The 14759-nt window shown below is 57.1% G+C and carries 12 protein-coding genes; 5 read left to right on the top strand and 7 right to left on the bottom strand.

Annotated features, from left to right (window positions below; all coding sequences use genetic code 11):
• Positions 1 to 56 precede the first annotated feature (56 nt).
• Together DA792_RS19400 and DA792_RS19405 are read left to right on the top strand one after the other, a co-directional pair.
• Entirely contained in the window at positions 57 to 1460 is a 1404-nt protein-coding gene (locus DA792_RS19400) for a YcjX family protein (RefSeq protein WP_107722181.1), read from the top strand.
• Entirely contained in the window at positions 1457 to 2482 is a 1026-nt protein-coding gene (locus DA792_RS19405; RefSeq protein ID WP_107722183.1) for a YcjF family protein, read from the top strand. The genes DA792_RS19400 and DA792_RS19405 overlap by 4 nt, the downstream gene beginning before the upstream one ends.
• Before the next feature lie 2 nt (positions 2483 to 2484).
• Here the strand turns inward: DA792_RS19405 and DA792_RS19410 are convergent, their stop codons facing one another.
• The 3 genes from DA792_RS19410 to DA792_RS19420 all read right to left on the bottom strand — a co-directional run bounded on the left by DA792_RS19410 (position 2485) and on the right by DA792_RS19420 (position 4661).
• Entirely contained in the window at positions 2485 to 2904 is a 420-nt protein-coding gene (locus DA792_RS19410; RefSeq protein ID WP_107722185.1) for a hypothetical protein, read from the bottom strand.
• 45 nt (positions 2905 to 2949) lie between these two features.
• Positions 2950 to 4149, bottom strand: coding sequence for an FAD-dependent oxidoreductase (locus DA792_RS19415; protein WP_302666216.1), 1200 nt, complete (start codon positions 4147 to 4149; stop codon positions 2950 to 2952).
• Between the two features lie 80 nt (positions 4150 to 4229).
• The gene (locus DA792_RS19420; RefSeq protein ID WP_107722187.1) at positions 4230 to 4661 is read right to left on the bottom strand and encodes a group III truncated hemoglobin; all 432 of its coding nucleotides are present in this window, start codon (positions 4659 to 4661) and stop codon (positions 4230 to 4232) included.
• 258 nt (positions 4662 to 4919) lie between these two features.
• Here DA792_RS19420 and ileS point away from each other — a divergent pair, with 258 nt between their 5' ends.
• Positions 4920 to 7952 carry an isoleucine--tRNA ligase gene (gene ileS / locus DA792_RS19425; RefSeq protein ID WP_107722189.1) on the top strand — a complete coding sequence of 1011 codons (3033 nt, stop codon included), beginning with the start codon at positions 4920 to 4922 and terminating at the stop codon, positions 7950 to 7952.
• Between the two features lie 195 nt (positions 7953 to 8147).
• On the opposite strand, the gene DA792_RS19430 is transcribed toward ileS, so the two are convergent.
• The 4 genes from DA792_RS19430 to DA792_RS19445 all read right to left on the bottom strand — a co-directional run bounded on the left by DA792_RS19430 (position 8148) and on the right by DA792_RS19445 (position 11877).
• Entirely contained in the window at positions 8148 to 8381 is a 234-nt protein-coding gene (locus DA792_RS19430; RefSeq protein WP_107722191.1) for a hypothetical protein, read from the bottom strand.
• An 86-nt stretch (positions 8382 to 8467) separates the two neighbouring features.
• Positions 8468 to 9406 carry a tyrosine recombinase XerC gene (locus DA792_RS19435; RefSeq protein ID WP_107722194.1) on the bottom strand — a complete coding sequence of 313 codons (939 nt, stop codon included), beginning with the start codon at positions 9404 to 9406 and terminating at the stop codon, positions 8468 to 8470.
• Positions 9403 to 10125, bottom strand: a complete 723-nt coding sequence (locus tag DA792_RS19440; RefSeq protein ID WP_254679320.1) for a DUF484 family protein — start codon at positions 10123 to 10125, stop codon at positions 9403 to 9405. The genes DA792_RS19435 and DA792_RS19440 overlap by 4 nt, the downstream gene beginning before the upstream one ends.
• A 105-nt stretch (positions 10126 to 10230) precedes the next feature.
• Positions 10231 to 11877, bottom strand: coding sequence for an FkbM family methyltransferase (locus DA792_RS19445; protein WP_159075333.1), 1647 nt, complete (start codon positions 11875 to 11877; stop codon positions 10231 to 10233).
• A 1162-nt stretch (positions 11878 to 13039) separates the two neighbouring features.
• On the opposite strand from DA792_RS19445, the gene DA792_RS19450 reads away from it, so the two are divergent.
• Together DA792_RS19450 and DA792_RS19455 are read left to right on the top strand one after the other, a co-directional pair.
• Positions 13040 to 14023: an RHS repeat domain-containing protein gene (locus DA792_RS19450; protein WP_107722198.1), complete on the top strand. Its 984-nt coding sequence runs from the start codon at positions 13040 to 13042 to the stop codon at positions 14021 to 14023.
• Positions 14023 to 14442: a hypothetical protein gene (locus DA792_RS19455; RefSeq protein WP_159075334.1), complete on the top strand. Its 420-nt coding sequence runs from the start codon at positions 14023 to 14025 to the stop codon at positions 14440 to 14442. The genes DA792_RS19450 and DA792_RS19455 overlap by 1 nt, the downstream gene beginning before the upstream one ends.
• The last annotated feature ends 317 nt before the right edge of the window (positions 14443 to 14759 follow it).

The raw sequence follows: 14759 nt of genomic DNA on the forward strand, positions 1-14759 counted from the left end.
AACCCCGCCCTCGCGTGCTTATCTTAAAGCCATAAACATATGAGAAGGGGCGGGATTTGATCCTGAATGACATTGCAGACCGGATTTTCCGCGGGGTTGAAACGGTCCAAGACGGCATGCATGAGGCGCTGTTTGAACCTGTGGTGCGACTGGGCGTCACGGGCCTGTCGCGGGCGGGTAAAACCGTGTTCATCACCTCGCTTGTCGCCAATTTATTGGACCGGGGCCGGATGCCGCAATTTGGTCCGGGCACTGCGATCACCGCCGCCTATCTGCAACCGCAACCCGATGATACCGTGCCACGGTTTGATTATGAAACCCACCTTGCCGCGTTGACAGCACCTGCGCCGCATTGGCCGGACAGCACCCGCGCCATTTCTGAGTTGCGCCTGTCATTCAAAGTACGTCCTGCCGGGCTTTTGGGGTCCCTGTCTGGCCCGCGCACCGTGCATCTCGACATTGTCGATTACCCCGGCGAGTGGCTTTTGGATTTGGGCCTGATGGAAAAATCCTATGCCGAATGGTCCGTCGAGGCGCTGACAGCGGCCTCCGCCCGGTCCGAGGGCGCGGGATTTGTCGAGGCTTTGGCGGCGTTTGATCCGACCGCCAAACACGCGGAACCGGAGGCCAAAAAACTGGCCCAAAGTTTCACCGCCTATCTGCAAGCGGCGCGAGCGGCGGGGTATTCCGATTGTACGCCGGGGCGGTTTTTATTGCCCGGCGAATTGGACGGTTCGCCGGTATTGACCTTTGCCCCACTGCCTGCGGGTGAGGCCCCGCGCGGGTCCATGGCGCGCGAATTTGAACGCCGCTATGAGGCCTATAAACGCGAGGTTGTGAAACCGTTTTTCCGTGACCATTTCGCCAAAATTGACCGCCAGATCGTTTTGGTCGATGCGTTGGGCGCGATCCATTCCGGCCCAAAAGCGGTCGAAGACCTGCGTCGCACGCTTGCGGATATTTTAGCCGCATTTCGCCCCGGAAGAGTTGGGCGTATCCTGTCGCTCTTGGGGCAAAAACGGGTCGGAAAAATCCTGTTTGCCGCGACCAAGGCCGATCACATCCACCATGCGCAACACCCGCGTCTGACCGCGATCATGGAAGCGCTTGTGCGCGATGCTCGTGACCGGGCGGATTATGCCGGGGCGGGCACGATGGCCATGTCCATCGCCGCTTTGCGCGCTACCGTTGAGGAAACCGTGACCCATGAGGGCAAGCCTTTGGATTGTGTGCGCGGCCTTACGGAAAGCGGCAAACAGGCGGCGTTTTATCCCGGCGAATTGCCCGAAGACCCAAGTCATATCCTCTCCCCCGCGCGCCAAGGGGCGCAAAATTGGTTGGATGGCGCGTATGAAATTATGCGGTTTCAGCCCGCGCGCCTGACGCTGCGCCCGGGCGAAGGCCCGCCGCATATCCGGCTTGATCGTGCCGCTGATTTCTTGATTGGAGACAAGCTATGACAGAGGCCCCCGCCCCGAAACCGCGTAAAGGCCCGGTCATGATCGAGATTGACGAGGCCCCCGCGTTCACGCCCTCCACTGCCGATCCCGTGCCGGACCTTGCGCCGCTTGCGCGCCCGGCCGCGATGGAGCGGATGGCCGTTTTGGCCACGCGCCGCCCCTCGGCGTTGGCACGATGGTTTTGGCGCTTGTTCGCGGCTTTGTTCACCTTTGTGATCTCATTCGCCGCCTATGATTTCATCCTGCGCCTGACCGAACGCAACGCGATTTTGGGCTATGTTGCCTTGGCGTTGACCGGGGCGTTTGTGGTCGTGCTGGCCGCGATTGCGGTGAAAGAACTCGCCGCCTTTGCCCGGCTCAAACGGATCGACACGCTGCACCGCGCTGCCGCAGAGGCCGCCACCCGTCATGATTTACAGGGGGCCAAGGCGGTCACGGATCGGCTTTTGACCCTCTATGCCCATCGGCCTGAGATCAATTGGGGCAAGGATCGGTTCAATGAACGCAAAGGCGAAGTCTTTGATGCGGATGGGCTTTTGGGATTAGCGGAGGTTGAACTGCTCGCGCCTTTGGACGCCGCCGCGCGTCGCGAGGTTGAAGCCGCCGCACGCCAAGTGGCGACCGTCACAGCGCTTGTGCCGCTCGCGCTGGCCGATGTCTTTGCCGCGCTGACCTCGAACCTGCGGATGATCCGGCGGATTGCGGAGATTTACGGCGGTCGCTCGGGCACATTGGGGTCGTGGCGGGTGACGAAGTCCGTTTTGACCCATTTGGTCGCGACCGGGGCGGTGGCCGTGGGCGATGATTTGATCGGAACAATGGCGGGCGGCGGTGTGTTGTCGAAAGTCTCGCGCCGCTTTGGTGAGGGCGTGGTCAACGGTGCACTGACAGCGCGAGTGGGTGTTGCTGCGATCGAGGTCTGTCGCCCGCTGCCGTTCACCAAGGGCACCAAACCCTCGGTCTCCGGCACAGTGAAACGGGCTTTGACCGGCTTGTTTGATAAGGGTCAGACGTCGGATTGAACTCAGTATGGGCCCAGACGGGCAATCTCCCCAAACGGGATGTTTGAGGCTGCTGGTGCAAATCCGACGGCGTATCCGGAAAAGTACTCGTCGCGGTCCAGCCGAACAACCAGCTCTCCGATGACCGGCATCTCATCGACGATATGAGAGCAGCGGTAAATGGCAGAGATCCAGGTGCCTTGGGGCAGGAGTTGCACAAGTTTGGCCTGCGGTAGGCAGTCGCCGCGTGCCTCATAGAGCGCGATGTCGCCGTTCAAAACGCCATCGCGTCCGACGCCATTCATCGCTTTGAGGTGGTCTCCCCAGGCAAAAAGTTGCTTTTGCGCTTTGATTTGCCATGGCGTTGCCACGTCATGTGCGACCCAGCCAAAAGCGGTGGCCGCAATCAAACAAAGTAAGAAACTCTTTGTGGTTTTAAACATGTGCGCTCTCTCGCCGTAAGGGCAAAATCCGAACGGAGGGCCGTCTCATTGTCCCGCCTGCTCGGGCGGTGTGAGATAGCCCAAGGGCGGTAGGATCGAGCCTTTGACCAGTGCGGTCAAAAGCTGTTTGGCGGGCGGGAGGATCGAAAGTGGGAACAAAATTCGGTCACGGACAAAGGGCAAGATCCGGCTGTCGGATTGATATTGTGGCGTGAAGGCCGCCGACATGGCTTGGTAGGCGAACACATGGGCGCGCCGCGCGCGGGCGTAGGCGGGCAGGGCGGTGTCCAGAGGGAAATACCGGATCGCTTGCGCCAAAGCCCATGCATCCAAAAGTGCCATATTGGCGCCTTGTCCCAGTTGCGGCGAGGCGCGGTGGGCGGCGTCGCCGATATGAACAATGCCGTCGCCAAAAGGTTTGCGCAGGGTGCCGTGGGTGTAGCGCGCCATGACCATTTGCTCGGGGGCGGTGATTTGGTCCATGAAGGGGGCGAGATCGGGCCAAAGCGACAAGGCCTCTGATCTCCACTGTGCAAGGCCGCCATTTTGCCAGTCTGCATAGCCCCCGCGTGGCAGTGACCAAAACAGCGCCGCTTTTGGGGTGGTTTGGCCGGGGAGCGTGCCGATTGGCATGACGCCGATCATTCGGTTGGCTCGACGGTAGCGTTGGGACAACTCTGAGGTCGGCAGACTCGTGTCGGGCCAATCCACGGTGGTCCAAATCGCGCCATAGGGCAGGGCGCGGGTTTTGATCGGGCTGAGCGTGGAATTTGCGCCGCTGGCATCAATAATGAGATCAAAGGGGCCGCTGCGCGCGCCGGACGCGAACGTGAGATGGGGCCCGTCGCGGCCGGTGGCCTTATGCGCGGGCATAAGCGTTACAGTGCGGGTCTGAACCGCTTCCATCAGGCTATGAAACAAAGCGGCGCGGTGGATCGCCAAACCGTAGCTTGAGCCATAGCTGACGTCCAAAACGCGTCTGCCACTTCGGGTTTCGCGTTCCAGCATGCGTTGAATTTTGTGGCCGAGAGTGCGTGCGGTGACACCCGCGCCCACCGCATCCAAAACGCGCCGTCCGACAGGTTGGATCACAAGGCCAGAGCCGACAGAGCAGGGCGTGTCGAATTGATCAAACAAAGTCACTTGATGGCCCTGATCGGCCAGCAAGGACGCGGCGGCCAGCCCGCCAATGCCGGCCCCCGCAATGGCGATGGTGAGGGGAATGGTTTGGGTCATGGTCACCATTGGGTCCGTCGCTTGGGTCCGTCGTTTTGCCTTGGTTCAGCGCGGTATGGCGGATATGGGCCCGTTTTCAAACGGTTTTATTAAAAAAGCTTGGGGGGCGCGTCTTTTGGTTGGTCGCGTTGCGCAATCCCCATGCGAAACGCCCGGCCGATGCGGTGAGCAATTTCGGACCATTTTGCCGCTGTTTCTGCGTCCAGTTCAGCGCTGAGTGCCTCGTCAAACAGGCCGAGCCAGAGGGCAAAATGATGCTCTTTCACCTCAGGAGCCATCAAATGCACCCGTTGGGGAAACCCGTCATATTGCCGTTCATGCAGGATCGCATTGCGCCAAAAGCGTCCGATTTTTTCTTCATGCGCGGGCCAGTCTTTGACATGCGCACCAAACACTGCGCCCAGCTCGGGGTGGCGACGCACATTGGCGTAAAATCGCGCCAAAACGCGATCCATATCGTCATGCGAGATGTCGAATTTCGGGGGCAAGGCGGAGCGTGTTTCGGACGTTGGAGCGGACATAGGGACCTCTGTATAAAAGCCCGCCAACCCTGCGCGACTTTGGCGCGAGCTGCAATGCGGCAAAGGCGCAGGCAAGTGTACTTGCCCAAGCGCCGCCCCCCGCCTATAAGGCGGATATGACATTCATGGCTGCTCTGATTATTCGAATTAGTAGCCCGGCGCTCTGATCCACTGAGCCGCCGGGACAAGGCGTATGGTGACCCGCGCCGCCCTTCGATCGCCCCTATGATCCATGCCATTCCCCCAAGGACTTTCAATATGTGTTCCGAGACGACCACGCCTGAGTATAAAGACACGCTCAACCTGCCCAAAACCGACTTTCCGATGCGCGCAGGATTGCCCAAACGCGAACCCGATTGGTTGGCGCGCTGGGAGGAGATGGGCCTCTATCAACGCCTGCGTGGAAAGGGCAAAGCCGAGGGTCGCCCCGCTTTTGTGCTCCACGATGGCCCTCCCTATGCCAACGGGCATTTGCACATTGGCCATGCGTTGAACAAAACCATCAAAGACATCATCACGCGCTCGCATCAAATGATGGGCTTTGACGCACGCTATGTGCCGGGTTGGGATTGTCACGGTCTGCCGATTGAGTGGAAGATCGAGGAAAAATACCGCCAAAAGGGCAAGAACAAGGATGACGTGCCTGTGGTGGATTTCCGCCAGGAATGCCGCGCCTTTGCCGACGAGTGGGTGAACATCCAGCGCGAAGAATTCAAACGTTTGGGCGTCTATGGCAACTGGGACGATCCCTATTTGACGATGAATTTTCATGCCGAGGCGGTGATTGCCGACGAATTCATGAAGTTCTTGATGAATGGCACGCTGTACCAAGGCTCGAAGCCCGTGATGTGGTCGCCGGTTGAAAAAACCGCGCTGGCCGAGGCCGAGATCGAGTATCACGATCATAAGTCGCATACGGTTTGGGTGCCGTTTAAGGTTGTAGCTATAGATGAGAATGCCGCGAACCATGGTAAGGTGATAGTCGGGCAAGAAAATTTGGAAAAGGGTTTGAAGCAATGGCAACAAACCCAAGATGATTGGCAATCGTTTAAAGGGGCCAAGGTTGTAATCTGGACTACGACGCCTTGGACTATCCCGTCGAACAAAGCTGTCGCGTACAGTAATAAAATTTCTTATGGTGAATACATAGCTACAGATACACCTGAAGAATGTTGGGTAAAGAAAGGTGATCGTTACATTGTAGCAGACAACCTTGCTCGCGACATGTTCGAGAAATCTCGTCTTCAAGAAGGTATGTACGAGCGGGTTCGCGATGTTCCACACAGAGTGCTGTTTAACGCGACCCTTGTCCACCCGTTTGCCGGTCTCGACGGTGCGGGTGGCTTCTGGGACTACGATGTGCCGATGATCGACGGCGATCACGTCACTGACGATGCCGGGACGGGCTTTGTCCACACCGCGCCGAGCCATGGGGCCGACGACTACGAGTGTTTCGTCAAACGCAACTGGATTGACCGGATGACCCATAACGTGGGTGAAGAATCCGAATTCCTACCGCATGTGCCGTTCTTTGCCGGGCTGACCGTGTTCGATCAAAAGGGCAAAGAGGGCAAAGCCAACGGGGCCGTGATTGCGAAACTCGTTGAGGCGGGCGGCATCATTGCGCGCGGGCGTGTGACCCACTCTTACCCACATTCGTGGCGCTCAAAGGCTCCGATCATCTTCCGCAACACGCCGCAATGGTTCGCCTCTGTCGATCGTAAGCTTGACGATGGCATGGGCGAATACGGCGATAGCATCCGCGAACGCGCGCTGCGCTCCATCGACGAGCTGGTCAAATGGACACCGCAAACGGGCCGCAATCGCCTCTATTCGATGATCGAAAGCCGCCCGGACTGGGTGCTCTCGCGTCAACGGGCTTGGGGTGTGCCGCTGACCTGTTTCACCAAAAAAGGGGCGCTGCCGACCGACGGTGATTTCCTGTTGAAAAACGCTGATCTGAACGCCCGGATCAAAGCCGCGTTTGATGCAAGCGGCGCGGATGTTTGGTATGAGGACGGGTTCAAGGACAAGATGTTTGAGGGCATCGTTGATCCTTCGACGCAAGACCCAATCGACCCCGATGCCTATGAGCAAGTGTTCGACGTCTTGGATGTGTGGTTCGACTCTGGCTCCACCCATGCGTTCGTGCTGCGCGACCGCGAAGATGGCACGCCCGATGGCATCGCTGATGTCTATATGGAAGGCACCGATCAACACCGCGGCTGGTTCCATTCGTCCTTGTTGCAGGCCTGTGGTACCAAAGGTCGCGCGCCCTATAAAAACGTTGTGACGCATGGGTTTACGCTTGATGAGAAGGGCATGAAAATGTCCAAATCCTTGGGCAACACCATTGTGCCTGAGACCATCGTCAAACAATACGGCGCCGATATTTTGCGCCTTTGGGTGGCGCAGGCGGATTACACCGCTGACCAACGGATCGGGCCGGAAATCCTCAAAGGGGTGGCCGACAGCTACCGCCGTTTGCGCAACACCATGCGCTATATGTTGGGCTCATTGGCTGATTTCACCGAGGCGGATCGCGTCGATGTGGCGGATATGCCGGAGCTTGAGCGTTGGGTGCTGCACCGTTTGGCGGAACTCGATCAAACCGTGCGCGAAGGCTACCGGACCTTTGATTTCTCCGGGGTTTGGACGGCCGTGTTCAACTTTGCCACCGTCGATCTCTCGGCCTTCTATTTCGACATCCGCAAAGATGCGCTGTATTGCGATGGCGATTCTGCGCGCCGTCGTGCCGCGCGCACCGTGTTGGACATCCTCTATCATCGCCTGACCACATGGCTTGCCCCAATCCTGACTTTCACCATGGAAGAGGTCTGGTTGGAGCGTTTCCCGGGTGCGGACAGTTCTGTGCATATGGTCGATTTTCCGGAAACCACCTCAGGCTGGTTGGATGGCGATTTGGCGGCGAAATGGGCCGACATCCGCAAAGCGCGCCGTGTCGTCACCGCCGCCTTGGAAATCCAACGCCAAGACAAGGTGATTGGCGCATCTCTGGAGGCGGCACCCACCGTGCATGTCGAGGATGCGAGCGTGCTTGCCGCACTCAAATCCATTGATTTTGCCGATCTGTGCATCACATCCGCGCTGACGCTGACCCAAGATGCTGCCCCGTCTGAGGCGTTCCGCCTTGGCGAGGTTGAAGGGGTTGGGGTTGTGTTTGAAAAGGCCGAGGGCGAGAAATGCCAGCGCTGTTGGAAAATTCTGCCCGACGTTGGCAGGCACAACCATGCTGGCGTTTGTGGCCGCTGTGATGAGGCGCTGGGCTAAAGCGTTTCTCTAAATCTTTTAAAAGGGCACTCGATTGGGTGCCCTTTTTGATTTGTATCGCTCGTGGCCTTGTTGGCAAAATGGCGCTCGCCCAAGACCTTTGCAGGGAAGTCTTTAAGGCCAGTTAGGCCTCAAGGGAAGAAAGTAGGTTTTTCATTGCGGCATACGCTTCATTGGAGACGTTGACGAAGGTGTTTACCCCGCGTCTTTCAAGCCGTCCTCAACCCATCGCCATTCTTCCTCGGTCAAAAGTCCATCTCCATCACCGTCATAATCGGCCAAAGCGCGGGACAGTTGGGCCAAGAAATCTTCTTGGGTGATACGACTGACCACGGCCACTTCGCGCAAATCTGGCCCGCTTTTTGTCAAAGGCGGCGTGCCTGATCCGGTGGGGCCCTTGGAGAAAAACGTCGGCACTTTGTCTGTCATGTACCCTCTCCTTTTGCTGTGACAGTCTGTGGTCTGAACTGTCATTCAGTCTAAGACGAAGGAGATGAACAAAAGGTGGAAGCGGGTCAAGACGATCCGATTTTTGCCCGCGGATGGGCGGCCTCGTACACTTGCAACAGACGCGCTGTGTCCACCGCCGTATACGCCTGAGTTGTGGATAGTGAGGCATGGCCCAATAGCTCTTGAATCGCCCGCAAATCCCCGCCTGCGGTCAGCAAATGGGTCGCAAAAGAGTGGCGCATCGCGTGGGGCGTGACACTTGAGGGCAGGCCAAGCTGCATCCGCGCGGCCTCAGTGACTTTTGAAATCAAACGCGGATTGAGCGCCCCGCCACGTTTACCGCGAAACAGAGGTGCTTTTGGCTCCAATTCATGGGGGCAAAGCCGGACATATTCCGCAACCGCACGCCGCGCGACAGGCAACACCGGCACAATGCGCTCTTTGTTGCCCTTGCCGATGATGCGGATCACCTCACCCACGGGCACATCTCCGCCGGTGAGCGACAGCGCCTCGGAAATCCGCAAGCCACAGCCGTACAGCAAGGTCACCACTGCCACATCACGCGCGGCGATCCATGGCTCATCGGATTGCACCTCGACCGTCGAGAGCAACGACTGCGCCGCCTCAACGGTCAAGGGGCGGGGCAGTTTGCGTTGGAATTTCGGGGAGCGGGTGGACAGGATCGCGGTGGCATCAAAGCCGTCGCGTTCGGCCAAAAAGCGGGTGAAGGTTTTCACCGCAGACAGCGCGCGCGCCAGTGAGCGAGGGGCCACGCCACGCCCGCGCTCATGCGCCATCCACGCGCGCATATCGGTTAATGTCAGTGTGCTGAGGCGGGCGGGACCAAAGCCCTCGCCCAGATGATTGGCCAAAAATGCCAGCCAGCCGGTGACATCATGGGCATAGGCCGTGATCGTGTGCTCAGAGGCGTTTTTGAGCGCGCGTTCACGGTCAAGCCAGTCGGAAAGCGTGGCCCGCATCCCCTCTGTGAGCGCGAGGCTCATCCCAGCCAGCGGCGCATCATGCGTTCAAACACGCCGGAGAAAAAATTCAGCAAATCCGTGCCCTGCGCCGGGCGGAACATATGCGGGTCTTCAGACCCGAAAATCAACAGGCCGGGCAGGCGGCCTGCGCCGAGGTCGAGTTTCATCAAGGCTTCGGAATGGATGTAACCCGCCGAGGCACCGTAAATTATGTCCGCCTCGGGCGACACTTGCCGTAGGGTGACGGGGCGCACCGGGATGTTGCGGCCAAAGGTGATGTAGGTGTCAATGAAGCCCGGTTCGGCGGTGATCAACACATTGCCCAGTTTCTTGACCGTGGGATCGGCGTCCTCGACCTTGGTCTCCAACAAAAGCCGCACGGCATCAAGCCGCAGTGTGTTGGACACATCCCCAGATAGAACGGAGAGAAATTCTTTGAAATCAGAAGGTTCCATCAGGCGAAGCACGGCGCGATGGATTTGATTGGTGCCGGCAAGGTTTTCATAGGCGGCGGCAATCACGCCGCGATGGGTGTCTTCCAAACGGTCCAGCCGATCTTCGAGCCGCTCCATGGCAATGCCACGCAAATCCACAATATTGTCACCTGAGGTGCGTTCGTTGGCGGCGATGAGCGCACGCATCACGTCCAGATCGTCCAAAATCATATCCGGGTCGGAAATGATTTTTTCGCGCAGGTCTTCTGCCATCGACGACATCGCCCGGGGGAGTTGGGTGCTCATACTGCCTCTTTCGTTACCGCCGGTTTTCCGGTCGTTGACGCCATTATGCCCAGCAAACCGTTTTGGTTCAAGTCGCATGCCGTGCGGATCTCTTTTGAGCGGCGGCTATTCTGCGGCCTCTTTCGAGGGATCACGATAGGCGTCGGGGATCTCTCCGCCCCAGGCTTCGCTGAAAATCCATTTCTTGCGCTCTTCAAATTCTTCGACGCCAGCCAGTGATGCGATCCGCGCCTCATGCGCAGCGCAGCAGGCTTCGTGAAGGTCTGCCAGTATCGGATCGGACAAAAGGCGGTCGTATTCCTTGCGGGCCAGCGCGCCGAACCGGGTGAGGTCAGAGGTGGTTTCGCCTTGGTTGTTGCGGGTGCGCCAATAGCGATTGGACACGCTCTTGTCGGCCACGACCACGTCTCCGCGATGCATTTTCACCAAGAAACATTCGAGCGAGCGCAGCGGGAAATGGTCCAGAGACACAAGATCATAGGCACCGCGACAATCCCACCCATTCATCTCCGGATCTTTGAGGAAGCCGGGGCGTGTGCGTCCCGATCCATCGCGCCAAATCGTCTGCCCAAAGTCTTGCGAAATATCCGGGCGATGGTTGCGGATCGCGTTGATGCGGGGGCTGAGGCGGGTGATACTTTTGACGCCCCGGTGCGCTTTCTGTTTGCCCGGTGTGGTGGACTGGTGACCCGGATAGGCTTCGGTCACCCATGTCCGTTCATAGGCCAGCTTGTTGTTGGACCCGTGATTGATTTCGGACATCGACAGAACGTCGAACTCCCCAGTGGCGGCAAACAGATCCTCGAGCCGACCCTCGCCGACGCGGATGTTGATAAACTCGTCCACATCCATGGAAATGACGTAATCGACCTCCCGCATTTCGCGAGTGTAGTGCAAATAGCGCAGAGCCACGGGTTGGAAATTCGTCGCATCCGATCCCAGCGCCGGATTGGCCATATGCCGCACAATCCCCATGTCATCAAGCCGATCGAGCAGCTTGTCGGTGCCGTCGGTGCAATCATTGGTGAACACTAAAAAGTCGGTGACCCCAATGGCACGATGCCACGCGATCCATTCGAGGATAAAGGGGCCTTCGTTTTTCATACAGGTTGGGATCAGGACGCGCGGGGCCTCAGCCCCCCAAGGCCGATATGGCCGCCGCGGCAGAATCGCGCCTTCGATCATTTGCCCCGCGACCAAGACACGATCAAAACGTTTGACCGACGAGTCCGGTTTGGTGTCAGGGGAGGGTAAAAACCCTTTTTCCCCAAGCATGTCGACGATCTTGCGCAGCCCCTCTTGGCCATAGACCTTTGGATGCACTTCCATCACGATATGGCGCAGGCCCGACAGATCCACCTCGTCCAAAAGCCCAAGCTCCCCGCCTTCGATGTCACAGGACAACACGGTGGGGCGGAACTCTTGGAACAGCGTGTCCATGCCCGCCGAGGGCACCTCTTCGATGCGTGCATAAGGACGCGAGTCCGGTTCCATTGAACTGGCCCAGTAATTGTCGCGGATGTAAAATTTCACCGGATCGCCGGTTTTTGCCATCGCCACGCCGTTGCGCAACTCCGTGGTTTCAATGCCATTGAGCCGCCATGTTTCTTTGATCATCGGGACAAGGTTTGGGTCGGCCTCGATCGACAAAACCGCCTCGACGCCCTCGACAGTGGCCGCGACGCTCGACACCACGCCGACACCGGCCCCAAGCTCCAAAAGTCGATCTCCGGGCTGCAAAATGGCCCGCATGATCTCGACCTCCCCCTTCTCGTATTTGCCCTTTCGCATGGGCTTTTCGATCGTTGGGGTGATGATATTGGGAACAAAGGCTACTTTTATGCCGTGAATCGTGAGTGTCTCGTCATACGCGTACATGTGGTGCCTGCCGGTGACTGTTTGGGGGAATTTCTTCTCAGACTCGTCTATTTGAAGCAGTGTTTCAATGGGGTTAACGCTGATCCAGCCGTGAAACATGTCTTTTTGCACGAAGTGGCAAGAAGACGCGCAGCGCGGCAGAGTGAGAGAGTTTCCGAATGTCACCCATACACTGTTCGTTTTATCTCTTTTGGAGATGTAAATGGTGCAGCACTGTCCTTTCCAAGCAAAGACCGCAGATACGCTCATGCATTTGACCCAGCAGGATTGCATTTGTCTTCAAATTTTAAATCGATAGTATATGGCGGCCGCGCGGGGAAAAATACGAACATTGTAACACATCGGCTTCTTGGCGATCCTTTGGGGGCTTTGAATGGCGCTTCGATCGTGTCGCCAAAATGGCCAGTTATGGTTTCCCCAGGCCGTCGTCTTTATTATGAAAGTGTGTCCGGCTGGAATCCACTTGCAAATCACAGCCTTGGGGCTTTTAGAGGGCAGATTGATGGGGTTGACTAGGATTTCTGGGGCGCTCTTTCTCTTCCTTTTAACTGGGTGCTTAGCGAGGTCTGATCTTCACTCACGGATCATGTTCGATAGTTCTGGGGAAGCAGATAAAATATATAGTTACGGGCGAACGTCTCTTCTTGAAGAAATGCCTGAAATTGGCGGCACTTGCATTGAACGGGAGAGCCATGTGGTTTGCCGTTTTCCTGAACAGAGAGGGAAAGCTTGCGCCACGGATGTTGGCATCTATGTCAGACCAAGCGGGCTAAGCAGTTTAACTGTCCATACAGCATGTACTCATGGCCTAGGGCCTACAGAAAACGGTCTAAGAGAAGGACAATATATCACCGATTTCCACAAAGAGATGGAGCAATGGGCGGTTAAGACGTTTGCACAATTCCAACCTCAAACGAGGGTGCGGAGCTGCTCGAACGATCAGCTTGGGGAAATCGGTGGTTTTTAATGCGGCTGGGGCGAAGGCGAAGCCATTCTCACCTACCAACACCCCAACGCGCGCCGGGTGAACGGGGCGGTGGAATACCTGCACAAAGACCAGCTCGGCTCGGTCAAACTGATCACCGCAGCAAATGGCAGCCTCGTCAAAACCTCCACCTACGCGCCGTTTGGTGAGGCTTTTGACGAGATGCTCAGCCTCACTGCGGCCGATGAGACCAAGGGCTTCATCGGCGAGCGTTTTGATGCCGACGCAGGGCTGCAATACCTCAACGCGCGGTACTACGACCCAAGGTTGGGGCTGTTCATTCAGCCAGATTGGCTCGATCCGACGCAGCTAGGCGTCGGGCTGAACAGGTACAGCTACTCCGCAAATGATCCGGTGAATTTGCGCGATCCGAAGGGGAACGAGGCGACAACATCCGGGGATTGCAGAGAACAGTGCAATGTATCTCGTGATAAAGCGCCTGATGGGAAGCTTGTGGTTGATATCAACGCAACGGCCCCGCCAGAAGGCGCATATTATGCGGGGAATGTTGCACTTGGACTGCTTCACTACATGAGTGGATCTGGCGAGCCCGGTTATGAATCTATTGCGGACAATGCAAACCTAGATCAAGGGCTGGCAAATACCATGTCATTGTCGACCATGCTAAACAGACCTAAGAAGGCTGACGGCTCTGTAGAGATAGGCACACTGGCAGCTCTTGCGATGAATGGCGGTGGGATGAAAGATATTACAGTGGGTCTGGCTTCCAGTTGGCGTGAGCTGACGGCAGGTGCTGTCTTACTTAAGGGCACCGTTTCCGTTACAGTGGACCCAAAGGGAAATGCTCTTGCCATAGGCAACCTTGCGGGAGTTTCAGAGCCCTTTGATTTTAATTCAAACCCGAATCGCGGGAAGAAGTTGAACGCAGCGGTTGCCGTTGCAAGAGCCGTTGTTGAGGCGACAGATACTGTTGCGGATATTGTCTCTCCGAATGGTCAAACGCCGATGGCGGCCTTTGAACAAAACTACACAGGTGAAGTCCTGTTTTCTTACAGCTGGAAGGTACCTCATTGATGAAGGCTTTATACGCAATCGGCGGCTTTCTTTTGGGATCGTTTTTGTCTGCTCTGGTCGTTTTCTCACTAAATGGAGATGTGATCAAAGGATATACTTTGGTGTGTTCTGGCTCTGAGCCAATGAGAGATGAAGCGGTTGAAGCGCTAACCACCTACAATATTTGGCAATTGTACGGCCCAGATGGGAAATATTCATCTCTAGTTGAAGTGCGTTCTGATGTTTTGAACAGAATAGAAATTTCTATACTGGCGGAGCCAAATGTCGAGAACTGGCAAGATCTGGGAACTCAAGTAACTGGCATTAGTCTGCTGCTCGATGGGGATGACGTGGGGAAATTTGATTTCGCAGTAACTAAGGATTGTGGTTACTATCTTGCAGGGGAGTATGAGGTGGTGAAATTATTGTCAGATATTTAGTGCGCCGCGCGAAGGAGTATTTGACCGCAACCGTCGCCCCTCCGCCGCACACCCGTCACAAGTCACAATCTTCAACTCCTAAGACAGCACCCCACGCAGCACGTCTTTCACAACGAAAAGCTCCACCCCGAGATCAATCAAACGCGGACGCGCGCCGGGTGAACGGGGCGGTGGAATACGCGCCGTTTGGTGAGGCTTTTGACGAGATGCTCAGCCTCACTGCGGCAGGTGAGACTAAGGGCTTCATCGGCGAGCGTTTTGACGCCGACGCAGGCCTGTTCAGCTGGGGAAACGCTCCCCCGGAGCCTTTCCTGATC

This window comes from Celeribacter baekdonensis, assembly GCF_003047105.1.
In the GTDB taxonomy this organism is placed as follows: Bacteria; Pseudomonadota; Alphaproteobacteria; order Rhodobacterales; family Rhodobacteraceae; genus Celeribacter; species Celeribacter baekdonensis_B.